13 protein-coding genes and 1 pseudogene are annotated in these 13,428 nt (G+C 51.7%); 2 read left to right on the plus strand and 12 right to left on the minus strand.

The genetic code is table 11. The annotated features are described in order from the left end of the window. Nucleotides 1-591, plus strand: a 591-nt coding sequence (locus AQR02_RS34850) for a sensor histidine kinase (RefSeq protein ID WP_245237723.1), incomplete at its 5' end; no start/stop codon positions are given. Nucleotides 592-731: 140 nt separating this feature from the next. Further along, entirely contained in the window at nucleotides 732-1,298 is a 567-nt protein-coding gene (locus AQR02_RS24710) for an FAD-dependent oxidoreductase (protein WP_054943060.1), read from the plus strand. A gap of 445 nt (nucleotides 1,299-1,743) precedes the next feature. On the opposite strand, the pseudogene galU reads toward AQR02_RS24710, so the two are convergent. The 12 genes and pseudogenes from galU to AQR02_RS24770 form a co-directional block, all read right to left on the minus strand. Continuing rightward, nucleotides 1,744-2,673, minus strand: a pseudogene (gene galU, locus AQR02_RS24715) (UTP--glucose-1-phosphate uridylyltransferase GalU). 22 nt (nucleotides 2,674-2,695) lie between these two features. Beyond that, entirely contained in the window at nucleotides 2,696-3,679 is a 984-nt protein-coding gene (locus tag AQR02_RS24720) for a glycosyltransferase family 2 protein (RefSeq protein WP_054943061.1), read from the minus strand. A 55-nt stretch (nucleotides 3,680-3,734) separates the two neighbouring features. Then, the gene (locus tag AQR02_RS24725) at nucleotides 3,735-5,843 is read right to left on the minus strand and encodes a glycosyltransferase family 39 protein (protein WP_054943062.1); all 2,109 of its coding nucleotides are present in this window, start codon (nucleotides 5,841-5,843) and stop codon (nucleotides 3,735-3,737) included. Between the two features lie 291 nt (nucleotides 5,844-6,134). Beyond that, the gene (locus tag AQR02_RS24730) at nucleotides 6,135-6,680 is read right to left on the minus strand and encodes a DUF1697 domain-containing protein (RefSeq protein WP_054943063.1); all 546 of its coding nucleotides are present in this window, start codon (nucleotides 6,678-6,680) and stop codon (nucleotides 6,135-6,137) included. Nucleotides 6,681-6,703: 23 nt separating this feature from the next. Then, nucleotides 6,704-7,516, minus strand: coding sequence for a phosphotransferase family protein (locus AQR02_RS24735; protein ID WP_054943064.1), 813 nt, complete (start codon nucleotides 7,514-7,516; stop codon nucleotides 6,704-6,706). Nucleotides 7,517-7,530: 14 nt separating this feature from the next. Beyond that, complete coding sequence (locus tag AQR02_RS24740) at nucleotides 7,531-7,827, minus strand: antibiotic biosynthesis monooxygenase family protein (RefSeq protein ID WP_054943065.1); 297 nt, start codon at nucleotides 7,825-7,827, stop codon at nucleotides 7,531-7,533. An 84-nt stretch (nucleotides 7,828-7,911) separates the two neighbouring features. Next, complete coding sequence (locus tag AQR02_RS24745) at nucleotides 7,912-8,538, minus strand: BTB/POZ domain-containing protein (RefSeq protein ID WP_054943066.1); 627 nt, start codon at nucleotides 8,536-8,538, stop codon at nucleotides 7,912-7,914. Nucleotides 8,539-8,691: 153 nt separating this feature from the next. Continuing rightward, the gene (locus tag AQR02_RS24750) at nucleotides 8,692-9,798 is read right to left on the minus strand and encodes a GerAB/ArcD/ProY family transporter (protein WP_054943067.1); all 1,107 of its coding nucleotides are present in this window, start codon (nucleotides 9,796-9,798) and stop codon (nucleotides 8,692-8,694) included. A gap of 26 nt (nucleotides 9,799-9,824) precedes the next feature. Then, complete coding sequence (locus tag AQR02_RS24755) at nucleotides 9,825-10,028, minus strand: hypothetical protein (RefSeq protein ID WP_054943068.1); 204 nt, start codon at nucleotides 10,026-10,028, stop codon at nucleotides 9,825-9,827. A gap of 6 nt (nucleotides 10,029-10,034) precedes the next feature. Further along, a complete protein-coding gene (locus tag AQR02_RS24760; RefSeq protein ID WP_054943069.1) occupies nucleotides 10,035-11,192 on the minus strand; it encodes a Ger(x)C family spore germination protein in 1,158 nt (385 codons plus the stop codon). Further along, nucleotides 11,189-12,736, minus strand: coding sequence for a spore germination protein (locus tag AQR02_RS24765; protein ID WP_209444294.1), 1,548 nt, complete (start codon nucleotides 12,734-12,736; stop codon nucleotides 11,189-11,191). The genes AQR02_RS24760 and AQR02_RS24765 overlap by 4 nt, the downstream gene beginning before the upstream one ends. Before the next feature lie 141 nt (nucleotides 12,737-12,877). Continuing rightward, entirely contained in the window at nucleotides 12,878-13,387 is a 510-nt protein-coding gene (locus AQR02_RS24770; RefSeq protein WP_054943070.1) for a DUF2569 domain-containing protein, read from the minus strand. Nucleotides 13,388-13,428: the final 41 nt, after the last annotated feature.

Genomic DNA, 13,428 nt, shown 5'->3' on the forward strand with positions numbered 1-13,428 from the left:
CGCGGAGCTGCCGATAACAAAGAGCAGCTCTACAATGCTCTAAAGAGCATGCACGGGGAATCAAAACGGATCAACAAGCTGGTTGAGGATCTCCTGCTGCTGGCCCGAATGGACGGGGCCCCACAGCTCAGGGTCAAACAGCTGCCGCTGGGCGAAGTCATCGATGAAATGAAGCCGCAGCTGCTGGTGCTTGCCGGCAACCGTAAGGTTACTTTTGATCTTTCATACGGGATCAGCGGAATGGTTGACTCCGACAAAATCAAACAAGTCATTCTTAATCTATTCCATAATGCCGTACAGCATACGGATACCGAAAAAGGCAGTATCCATATTTCGCTGCACGCCCGGAATTCGGAAGCGAAACTCGCCGTTCGGGATAACGGAAGCGGCATCTCAGCCGAGCATATCCCCCATGTTTTTGAGCGGTTCTACCGTAGCGATTCGTCGCGCACACGGAAATACGGCGGTTCTGGCCTCGGCTTGTCGATTACCCAATCGATTGTTGAGGCGCATAACGGAGCAATCAGCGTCGAGAGCACACCGGGTGAAGGCACAAGCTTCAATATTACCTTACCGTGTCTATTGGATTAGTAGCTAATAAGCAGTAATCAACGTTATAATAGTAAGCAGGAAGCTAGGCTCACAAAACTTAAGCGTATGCTTCCGAAGCCAGTTTTGTACGAAACCAATCAGGAAGCTATGCTCACAAAACTTTTAGGAGGTCGCAATCCATGTATGAAATTGCAATTATCGGAGCCGGTCCTGCCGGTGCAAGTGCCGCCCTGTTCGCCGCCAAGGCGGGCAAAAAAACGCTGTTGATCGATAATGACAAGGGCATGACCCGCAGAGGCTGGTATGAGAACTTCTACGGAATCTCTGAAATCGGCGGCCCAGACCTCGTAGAAACCGGACATAAGCAAGCCGTCAAATTCGGAGCGGAGCTTGTGAACGATCAGGCTGTGAAGCTCACTGCGGGCAGCGGAGGTGTAGTCATTGAGAGCGAAGGTGGCGCTACTTATGAAGCAAAGCATGTGATCCTGGCTACAGGCGTACTGACGGATCTCGCCGCTAAGGCGGGCGTGGAGACCAAAGACGGCACGGAGCCGAGAATCAAAACTGTGGTTGCCGTGAATGCGGAAGGCAAAACCAATGTCGAAGGCATTTGGGCAGCAGGAACCGTGGCCGGAGTCAGTGTACATGCGATTATCACTGCCGGTGATGGTGCGAAGGTAGCCATCAACATTATCAGTGAGCTGAACGGCGCCCGATATGTGGACCACGATTTGCTGAAGGCATAATTCATTACGTTTGCTGATGTTTGCGCAGTAAGAGGCCAGCCGGGAATTACCGGCTGGCCTCTTTTGTACCATGGGGGAAGGTCATACAGCATCCGGTCGGACTGGAAGACTGGGCGAACAACAATTGAATCGCTAGATGGATCTCTAATTGTATTTCATACAGTTATTTTCCTCATTTTAAGACTGTAGAAGAAACAGCTGCACTTCGTACAATTACATTTGGGAAAATGGGCTGGAACTACGTAATTCTAAATATTTAATTGTACAGAGTACAGTTGGAGCTCAAATCATCCTAAAATCATCGTTGATAACTGCAAAATATACAGTTACTGGAACCCGAGGCTCTATTGGCATGCTAAGCACCCGATCTCAGCACCTAACAGTGAACCATCGCACCCATACCCAGTAACTGGATCTCTGCACAAAAGGCTATGCTTGATCATCATCAGCTCCGGCCGCTTCCGGATGCACTCTGGCCCCACAGCAGCGGCTCTGCTCCGGCATTATCTATGCTGCTGAGCAGCTTATGCAGATACGGCAGCAGCTGCGGGCGCAATTCTTCACGCTGCAGGCCGATTTCCAGCGTGGCCTGGATATAGCCGAACTTGTCGCCGATATCATACCGTTTGCCCTGCAGATCCAGCGCCAGCAGTCCTTCGCTTCGGCACAGCTCGTGCAGAGCATCCGTCAGCTGGTATTCCCCACCCGCGCCCCGCTCAAGCTTCGCCAGCACGGAGAATATCGAAGGCGGCAGAATGTAGCGGCCCATAATGGCATTGTCCGACGGTGCCGCCTGCGGCGACGGCTTTTCCACAAGTCCGCTTACCACATGCACGCCGCTGTCAGAACCGCCGGATGCTATGATGCCGTACTTGCTTACATCCTGCCGCGGCACCTGCTGAACGCCAACAATCGTCTTCTCCGCCCGTTCATACAGCTTCATCATTTGCGAAAGTGCCGGAGGTTCAGAGACCATAATATCGTCTCCGAGTAATACAGCGAACGGCTCATTGCCGATGAACTGCTCCGCACAGAGGATAGCATGCCCGAGTCCAAGCGGCTCTTTTTGGCGGATATAATGGATTGTTGCCAGCTCGCTGACCGCCTGCACCCCGCGCAGCAGGTCAAGCTTGCCTTTATCCAGCAGCGTCTGCTCCAGTTCAACCGATTTGTCAAAATGATCCTCAATCGACTTTTTGTTGCGTCCAGTCACGATAATAATGCTCTCTATCCCGGAGCGGACCGCCTCTTCCACAATATATTGGATCGCCGGCTTATCCACAATGGGCAGCATTTCCTTTGGTTGGGCCTAGGTTGCCGGAAGAAACCGCGTGCCCAGCCCTGCGGCCGGAATTACTGCTTTTCTGATCTTCATGCTGAACCGCTCCCTTCCGCCGTTATTTGTTAAGGTGGGCTACCTGGGGCTCCTGCACGGTCTTTTGCACCCTGCCTCCATAAAATTCCTGTACAATGTATAGCGGGCGGCCTTTGGTCTCGTCATAGATCCGGCCTACATATTCGCCCAGAATGCCCAGCATAATCAGGACGAACCCGTTGAAAGTTAAGGTAATACCGATCATCGACGCCCAGCCCTTAACGGCCGCGTCCGTAAAGAGCGCCAGGTAGAGCACATACATAAGGTATAGAAAACCTCCGGCTGACAGCAGACCTCCCAGGTAACCCGCAAGCTTCAGCGGTTTGTACGAGAAAGAGGTGATGCCGTCCAGGGACAGCTTGATCATGCGCTTGAGCGGGTATTTGGTCTCTCCGGCCAGCCGTTCGTCACGCTCATATTCGATCGCCTTCTGGCGAAACCCTACCCAGCTGACCAGGCCGCGTACAAACCGGTTTTTCTCCGGCAGGCGTTTGAGCTCATCGCAGACCTTGCGGTCAATAAGCCGGAAATCACCGGTATCGACCGGAATGGAAATATCCGTAGAATACCGGAGTATCCGGTAGAAGACGCTTGCCGTCCATTTTTTGAACAGTGACTCTCCGTTACGTTTGATGCGTTTGGCGTATACGACCTCGTAGCCCATTTTCCATTCCTCAATCATCTTCAGGATCAGTTCGGGCGGATCTTGCAGATCGGCATCGATAATAATCACCGCATCGCCCAGGGAATAGTCCATGCCGGCCGTAATCGCGATTTGGTGCCCGAAATTGCGGGATAGATCGATAAGCTTCACGCTCTCATCCCAGTAGCTGTATTCCTCTACCATTTGTGCACAGTTGTCTGTGCTGCCGTCATTAACAAAGAGTAATTCATAGGATTCTCCTGTCGTTCCCATCACTTTCTTGATCCGCCGGTAGGTCTCCTGAATCACTGCCTCTTCGTTAAACATCGGTATTATTACGGAATAGCGCACGTTGGTACTCATGAGCAGCTCCTCCTAAAAAGTTTTGTCCTGACTGCTTCGTTCTTAGGCTCATCCATTACTTAAGTGTAATTTCATACAACGTTCCGCCATTTACACCTGTTTCGCTTCCCTGCCAATCCGCTGACGGCACTGCTGTACCGTTCTCGGTGATCCAGCTGGTAATTTCAGAGTTGCTGCCGCCCCGTCCGCCGCCCATACCGCCGCTGGTAACGAGGAAATATTTCACTTTACCGCTCTCAACGAGCGCCTTCAGGGTGTCGGTCGTATAAGGCACGTCCGAGCTGTTGAACCCGTTCAGAATAACTACCTGCTCACCTTCGTCAATGATATACGGACCTGCTGTTCCGTAATCCATGGCAGCGAACAGATATTGTTCACCGGTGTTATGCTCCTTCAGGTAAGCCAGCAGACTCTCATTCACTCCGGTAGGGTTGTTTCTGCCCCCGCCTCCGAAGCCGCCGCTTTCGCTGCTGTCGGGTCCGGCTGCCGGAGTCATGCTGTTCAGCCCATAGGTGATCGGCGTAAACGCCCAGTAGAGCGGCCCGATCATAAGCACCAGCAGCCCCATTACCGCTGCTGCGTGGGCAAAAACTCTCTTCTCCTGGCCTTTAATGATTCTGACAAGAATCAGAAGGAGCGCTGCGGCAATTCCTGCCGCCAGAACCCCCGTCGACCATCCGCTGCCAATCGTATCGTCATAAGGATGAATAATGTACCACTGAAAGGCTGCTGTAGCCAGCACGGCCACGGGCAGCAGCCAGGAGAGCCAGCTTGAACGTTCCTTATAATAGTTCCAGAGCTGTGACCAGCCCGCACCGGCTAGCGCTGCAACCGGCGGAGCCATCATGATCAGATAATACTGATGGAAGAATCCGGCGATGCTGAAGAATCCCATAGCCGGCACCAGCCAGGCGAGCCAGAACAAAGCCTCTTTATGCTTCATGGTGAAGTTCTTCCGGCGTATGCCGGCAAAAATTCCAATTACGCCGAATAATACAAAGGGCAGTAGCCAGCTGGCCTGCCCGGACAATGCCGACTGGAACAACCTCAGCGGTCCGGCTGTACCTGTATTGAACATGCCACCGCCGCCGTTCATACCGCCGCCCATAATGCCGCGGCCTTGGCCGCCGTCAGCATCGCCGAACTGCCGGCCTTCTCCGTCCATTCTGCCTCCCGCGCCTTGTCCAGGCATTCCGCCATCATCGCCTGCCGGTCCCCCGGTGCCGCCCATCGCAGGCATCTCTCCGTTCATGCCCGGCATTTGTCCGCCACTCCATGACGGCATCTCTCCATTCATACCCGGCATCTGCCCGTCATTACTGAAATTGCCGCCGCCAAATCCAGGCATTCCGCCCCCGCTGCCGCCAGTGCTGCGGTCACCCGTCAACCGGGATACCCCGTTGTAGCCGAATGCCAGATTAAGCACAGAGTTGGTGCCGCTGCTCCCCATATATGGCCGCTTGCTTGCCGGGATGGAGTCAACGATGACCGCCCAGGAGAGTGAAATCACCAGCAGCACAGCAGTGCAGGCTGCCAGTACACCGGTTTTCTTCTTCCAACTCACTTTTGCCGCTAGAATATAGAACAGATAAAAGGCTGGTAGAACCATATATGCCTGCAGCATCTTCTCATTAAAGGCGACCCCGATCAGCCCAAAGGCGATGAGAAGACTGCCGATTGTATGATGTTTAGTTCCCTTGAATAAAAACCATGCTGCCAGCAAAAGCGTAAACACCAGCATAGCATCGATATTGTTCGTACGGCTGACAGCTGCAGCTACCGGAGTGGTAGCCATTGCCAGCGCGGCGAGGCGTGCTGCAGTTCTGCCAAAGCCGGGCTTTACCAGCAGATATACAATCAACACCGAACCCACGCCGCCGAGGGCCTGCGGCAGAATCACGCTCCAGCCGTGAAGACCGAAGATCATGGCGCTCAGCGTCTGAATCCAGAACGTCACCGGCGGTTTATCTACCGTTACCGAACCGGCAGAATCCAGTGAGGCGAAGAAGAAATTATGGAAGCTTTGCATCATGCTCCCCACCGCGGTTGTATAGTACGTATTTACATATTGGTCATTCCAGATTCCATAGCCGTATAGAAATGCAGCGAGCAGCAGTATGATCAGCAATACTACGTCAGAACCCAGCTTTTTAATGAAACTCATTGTCCCCCACTCCCATCGTTCAATTCTCCTTTAATCCGGCAGTGCTCTATCCCCAGTGTCAACCTTTGCCTAGGTGTATTATGGCACCCTTACCTTAACGGATAATGAAATCAAGCTGAATGTTAGCTGAATCCTCAAATCCAAGGAATCCCGGAGAATGTATTTCATCGAATCCTTACAACCACCGGAACAACCGCGCGCAAAAAAGCCCCGCATGGCGGGGCCTATACTACATGCTATGACCTGTGATGCTTGAAGAGCCGTCCTTAGAGCGCGCCCGTTTCTTAAACCTCAGGCTTTCCGACAAATTGCGGCCAGCTTGTTCACCGTGTTCCAGTTGCGGGCGGTGAGCTGCACACCGAGCAGCTTGTCCAGAGAAACCTTAAACAGCGGCGATTGGCTGACGCTTACCTCATACAATATGTACAACTCTTTACCAACTACCCGCAGCTTATCAGCTCCGTCCCCGTAGGGAAGAAGCTTCTCCAGAGAACCTGCAGACGGCGCCTGATCAAGAAATGAAACATACAGCCGCTTGAAATCCTCCAGGGCCTCCAGCTGAAAAGGGCTCGCCTGAATAGCGGACTCCAGCTCTTCCGCAGTACGAAGGATTACGGGAACCTCAAAGCCGAAGGTCTCCCTGATCCGCTTTTCTATCATCGGGACTAATCTTTCCCCTGAGGATTCCCCGTTCTCGAACACAACGTTACCGCTCTGGATATAGGTACGGACATTCCCACACCCGAGCGATTCAAACATCGCCTTTAGATCCTGCATTTTAATAATTTTATGGCCTCCGACATTAATGCCGCGCAGCAGCGCAATGTATGTGGGCATGATGCACCTCTTTCCCAAACAGGTTAGGCTTTGCGGACCGATCTCAGGCGTTTGCGGACTTCCTTGGCAAGCTGCTCCTTCTCTGCTACCGGAACGCCTTCGATTAAGCGGGCTGCGGCTACCGGCAGTATCCAGGCATTGACTTCAGCATAGCTTCCCCCCGATAGGCTAAGATACTCCCGGATATAGCCTTTTGTAAGCCTCTGCCTGATAAAGCCTGTGACCACTCTGGTAAACAGAGAGGTTCCCGGAGGCATTGCCCCTATACTTAACATCAGTACCGACCGTGCCGTATCTGCAGCAGGATTCCCAGTAATACCGGTCATCCAGTCAATGATCCAGGCTTCCTCATCCAGCAGCACATTGTCGGGATGGAAGTCGCCATGACACAGCTTGCTGCCCTCCGGCAGCTTCTCCAGCTGCTCCAGAACTGCCGATTTCTCCTCCATCGTGAGCATGGGTGCGGAAATGATATTTTTTCGCAGATAATCCTTATATAGTCCAAGTTCCGGATTGCCCTCAAGCTGATGCAGATTGTAATGCAGGGCCGCTAGTTTCTTAGAATATTCAGCCAATCTCCAAGGCTTCTCGCCAATCATCGCCAGCAGTGAGCGGCCATGAATCTGCTGAAATACGATCCCGCTTCTCCCCTCTGATTCGATCAGCTCAAGCGGCCGGGGAGTCCGGATTCCCTGGGCATGGACATATGTACTAACCTTGAATTCCTGTTCCACAGCCGCAGTGGGGAAGTCCTCCAGATAAAGCTTTAAAATGGTGCCCTCCCCATGTTCCCATACCTCTGCTGTCCGTCCAACTCCAATTCGGTTCCCCTGCATAACCTTCCTCCCGTTTAGTCCAGATTAATACTGGTGAAATGCTCTACTACCGGGAATGGGCTGTAGTAGGAATGCAGCAGGGCCTTCCATTCCTGATACTGCGCTGATCCTCTGAAGCCTACCGTATGATCCTCAAGGGTTCGCCACTTTACTAGCAGCAGATATTTGTGGTCATCCTCCAGACAGTGCTGCAGCTCATGTCCCAGGTAGCCTTCCATCGAGGCGATCAGGGGAGAGGCTTCTTTAAAACTGGCTTCAAATTCCGCGGTAAGCCCCGGCTTTACCTGCAGCATGGCTGCTTCCAATATCATCTGATCCACTCCTAGTTATATGCTTGAGATTACATCTATTTCAGGATTAGCAGTGACTACAAAAGAATGTTTGGACTTCCCGAGTTACCCCTGCAGTGCATCACGAAAGAACTCATGATAGAAATTAATAATCACCAGCAGCACCGCCAGCGACTCATTAACACTGCCCACTTCCAGCGCGTGATTGGCATCATCAATCCGGTACACCCTGATATTATGCAATCCGCCGATCTCTGCGGCATACTGCCCGCTGAACATTGGATCGCTGCCGCCATAAATGACACTGCCCCGGCTCTGCTGAATCCATGGAAGAGTCTCCGCGATCGGGGTCAAATACAGATGTGAGGTCTTCTGCTGCATAACCATCTCAGCCGCCAGCCGTCCGGCGATGACCGTCCCCATGCTTTTACTGATGAACAGCAGCTGCTCATACTCCGGAACTGCGGCAAGCGCAGCCTTGCATTCCTCTACGACAATATCCAGCTCTTCCCGTTTGAATCCCGCCCGTGCAATCTGATAACCATACTCCAGGATCAGAAGATCACAGCCGTATTCCGCTGCTACTTTGCCAGCGTAATCAAGCAAGGAGCGCTCGGCGGAATAATTCTGCCCCGGAAAGACAACAGCCAGCACCTTGGATTCCTGAACAAGATACTTATGCCTGACCTCTCTGCCCCAGTGCGAGGACATCATGATACTGGAAACGCTCACCAGGCTTCCTCCTTTCTGACGTTCATGCTGCAAACAGCCTGCGAAGGCATCTGCTATGTTTACCATTATAACGATCTTCGGCAAAGGTTGGAAATCTCAAAAAAACTCCCTGTAAGTAATGCAACAGGAAGTTGTGGTTCTTCTTACGCACATTTACTGCTGTGGGGTTGCAGCCTTACGGCTGGACCTTTTGGCCATAACCTCAGCCGTAACCCACAACGTCAGCGGAATGAACACCTGAAATGGAAGTGCATAAATTTTATAGATATGATAGGCAAAATACTGCATTTGCATAATGTCCATGTAGATGAAATCGGACAGATAGACCATGATCAGCCCCATCTGCAGCACCACGGAGCGGTAGCTCTTCAGCCGGAATACTTTCGCCATCCCATTGCAGGATACATACAGGCAGAGACTCACTTTGATAAACAGCGCCGTTACAAATACAATGGCCGCCGAACCTTCAATCCGGGTCAGGAAATCACCTACATTGATTCGGCTGACCGCCACATAGGAAGGAAAATACAGGGAGGATAAAATTTCAGGACCCAGCACAAGCAAATTACGCACAGAGATACCCGTAATTATCGTCCCCGCGAAGAGTACGCCGCTGAGCATAACCCGGGTCGCTGAACCTTTTTTGGGAAGAATGGTGAACGCACCAAGAAAAACCACAATCTCTGCAAACGGGAAGGTAACCGTGCCCCCAGCATCTGCAAAGACCGGACCCCACCCGCTGTCCAGAAGCGGCTTCAAATGATGAATTTCATATTTGGGAACGGAGAGCAGCTGGACAACAATAATAACCGCCAAGGTGAACAGCAGCAGAAATTTGGCGCTTCGTCCAAGCACCTCCATTCCCGCATTCACTACCCAAATACAGAGCAGACCGATAATCAGCATCGGTGCGATCATTGGCGTGGACGTCAAAGCGACCGTTTTACTGAATTCCCCGAAATTACGCAGCACCAGGGCCCCCAAATGCAAGGTATACCAAATGTAAAGGCACGAGAGCCCCCTGCCAAAATACGCACCGAATACCGAAATCAGCATATCGTAGAGATCTTTTCCCGGGAACAGGACATGCAGTCTCGCGTAGACAAGGATAAGAGGGACCGCAAGTGTCATAGCAATGATCAGAGCGATCCAACTGCTGTTGCCCGACTGCCCGGAGGCCCCCATAAACAGGGAGCTGCCGATAATGAACAGGATGACGATGCTGGTCGATTGTCCAGCCGGTATAATCTCTTTGCCCACGCCAGCTCCCTCCTTTCAGGCATACCCTAGAATAACATTTTAACAACATGGACAATCAGCGGTGAGGGACTGGGGATCTCCCAGTGCATCGATAATGCAAAGGCCAGTGAAAAAGAAACAAGGCATAGTGCAGAGCACATATAGAAGTCCCGCTTATTCCCTTGCTTCAGCAGCCCGTAGGGATCGAATAACACGATAACCGCATAAATCAGCACGATGTAAATGGGCAATTGTATTTAATCTCCTAACTTAATCGTTCTGGATGTTTTGGCTGTGCTCTTAATGATGATTTCCGAACTGACCTTCACGTTCAGACCGGTAAATTCCTCAGGCCACTTCTCCTTAAGTCCACGCCAGGCTTTCGGCATCTCTTCATGTATGACTTCGCCAAAACCAAATATATCGGCATGATATTCCTGCTGCACCTTACGGATAACGGAGAGAATCTTTTGCTGCAGGGCTTCACCCGCCCGTTTCTCAATAGCCTGAATACTTTCGTCACCGGCAAATCCCTCAGCACTCATCACCTCGTCCAGTCCAGTATGTGTGACAGTATGGATCTGCATTTCTAACCTGCCGTCCACCCATTTGGGCTTCACCTTCGTTCGGCTTGATAAAATCTCCAGAGAGTAGGTGGGAATCCCCTTTGCGTTTTTCACCTCCAGGACGCCTCCTTTAATTTTGTCTTTGGCAAAAAGAGAGTATTTGGTTTCTTCCCCATCCAATTTGCCGGCCATCCGGTCCCCCACAAATACCGCGGTTCCGTTCACGCGCTCATTTTTTTGGCCGTTCTTATCATTAATATCGATCAGCGGCGCTACAGCACTGTTCCCTAACGTCTCCAGCTTGTCGATGAAATCCCAGATTTGCACAACCGGTGCAGTGCTGGTAAAGGTCTCGTCATTCATCATCTGGGCCAGTTCATAGGAAATGATCGTTTTTGTCTCGCTGTTCAAATTCAGTACTTCGCGGGCATTTTTTTCACTCGATACAAATAGAAATACATCCGCCCGGGTCTCCGTATCCCTGCTGTACCAGTCAATGACTTTAATCAGGCCCTCCCGGGCCACCTCCTCGCTGAGGATAATAACCCTGGCATGACTCCACAGCAGCTTTTTGCCGGTCACAGAGATCATATTACGGGCAATATCAAATATCGTATTACCAGTGAGGCTCATCATTTTGAAGCTGGCCTGGCTCTGCTGCATCCCTCCCTGGGTATCGACCATTTCCACGGTTAGCTGCAGGTTGCCTTCCTTTTTATTCTTATCGATCGCTACACCGGCGACAATGGACATATCATCGATCTCCGAATAGTTCCAGCAGCCGGACAGGCTGATCAGCATAGCGGCAGAGAGCAGGGCAGACAGAATTTTAGACACGCTCTTCTTCATCGTTTGACCTGTCTCTTAGGCTGCTTCCGCTTCATATTCCGCGCACCGATAACCGCCGGACGCAGATACATGTCCCACCAGGGTGCACGGACAGCCGTATCCTTGATGTCCTGCGGCCGGATGGAGCCCACGCCAAGCATATAAGATACGCCGAAGGAGCGCAGGCTCATCAGATGAATCACCAGTCCCAGCAGGCCGAAGAAATACCCGTAGATCCCGAAAAAGAAAGCTGTCAGCAACAGCAGAATTCGCACGATAATCAAAGGCCCGGTGAGCCGGGGGTTGAGCAGCGTTGTGATCCCGGTCAGACCGACAACAATGACCATCGGTGCGCTGACGATCCGCGCATCTACAGCTGCCTGGCCCAGTACAAGCGCACCAACAATGCTGACCGCCTGGCCGATCGAATAGGGAATCCGTGCGCCTGCTTCACGCAGAATCTCAAAGATGGTCAGCATGAGAAACGCCTCGACAATGGTCGGAAAAGGAACCGACAGACGTGCCGTCGCTATACTAAGCAGCAGCAGCGTAGGCACCATCTCCTGACTGTACGTCACCAGCGCGACATAAACGGCAGGAATGCTGATCGACAGAAAGGCACCGATTACCCGGAGCAGCCGGTTAAACGTGGCGAAGGAATAATTGATATAGTAATCCTCACTGGCCTGGAAATTCTCCACAAATACATACGGCAGGGTCAAGGCAAACGGACTGCCTTCAATCAGCAGGGCAATCCGCCCTTCCATAATTTTGCTGACCACCGAATCCGGCCGCTCCGTACTTCCAATCATCTCAAAAGGGGAGTAGGGTTCATCGCGGATTAGCTCGGCCAGATACCCGGTATCCAGCAGATGGTCTATCTCCACCCGCGCCAGCCGTCCCTGCAGCTCCTCAAGAATATCCGGGGAGGCCAGGCTCTCCATATAACAGATGCAGGTTTGGGTTTTCGACCGCGTACCGATATCCGTAAACACAAACTTCAGATCGGAATTCTGCACTCTGCGGCGGATCAGGGTCAGATTGGTCAGCAGCGACTCATTAAAGCCCTCCCTTGGCCCCCGGATCGCTTTATCGGTTGATGGTTCTTCTATTGCCCGCGTCTCCCAGCCCTGAGCATTAATATTCAGCGCACCGGCATAGCCGTCCAGGAAAAAGATCGTTTTGCCGCCTACCACGGCGCCAATTAGTTCATCCAGCTTCTCCGAAGCGGTAATGTCGCTGATATTGATCACCCGGGTACGGATCGTTTCCATGAGCTCAGCCGGATTGCTACCATCCTCAGCGGTAAACTCATAGGTCATGACCGGCTTCGTAATCCCGTTCTGGATCAGATCCCTGTCGATCATTCCGTCAACATAGATGATGCCGCAGCGGATACGCTTGTCACGGGCATTCTCTATTACTCGTATTCTAAGTGTGCCATCATTTCTGAATATCCGCCGGAACAGCGCCATCATATCATCCAGAGAGCGGCTCAGGGGCTGCGAAGAATCTATTTTCAGGGCAGAACGGTCGCTGTTTTCTGTGTTTTTTGCATTTGCCACAGCCGTCACTCCTGTCCATGCTTTTGTCCAGATTATCCCCCGCTATCCTCACTCCTATTCGCCAATATTTTGCACTCATATTTCGGGAAAATAAAAAAGCCGCAGCTGCGGCTCTCTTACAAAAGAATGATAACGCCATATCTATTCTACAAACGTATTTCGGACTCTCTTGGAGCGTAAAACATAGGTGATCCAGATTAAGCAGGTTAGCATGGTCCGCGCGATGTCCTGGACTCTGTTGCCGCTGACCCAATCGTCTGAGGAAGGAATATTCGAGAGCAGCACAGCATCAACGATTAATACAAGCAGATTACCGAGGTAGAAGAAAATCAGCCAACGCGGAAACACCGATTTTTTGTTATACAGCAGTATAAGCAGGTAAGCTGCAAGCAGAACTATCACGATGTTAGCGATCACTTCAAACAACAGCGTAGGCCGCCACAGGTTATGATAATCCACCCCTCCGGGAGTAGTCAGCATATCCCAGGTCTCACTGCCAAAGGTACTGTTGAAAAATTGAAAAATCGTTAAAACGGTGCTGATAAGCGTAAGATACAGCCCGATTTGTATAAGCACCAGCCAGCCGCCAAGCCCTTTCGGGTGATCAGGCGACAGTCTCATTCCTTGTTGTCCGGGGATAAGCTTTCCCAAAGCATACACATCCTTTGATATAATTAGTTAATGAGTCCTAC

The sequence above is a fragment of the Paenibacillus ihuae genome, assembly GCF_001368795.1.
In the GTDB taxonomy this organism is placed as follows: Bacteria; Bacillota; Bacilli; order Paenibacillales; family Paenibacillaceae; genus Paenibacillus_AQ; species Paenibacillus_AQ ihuae.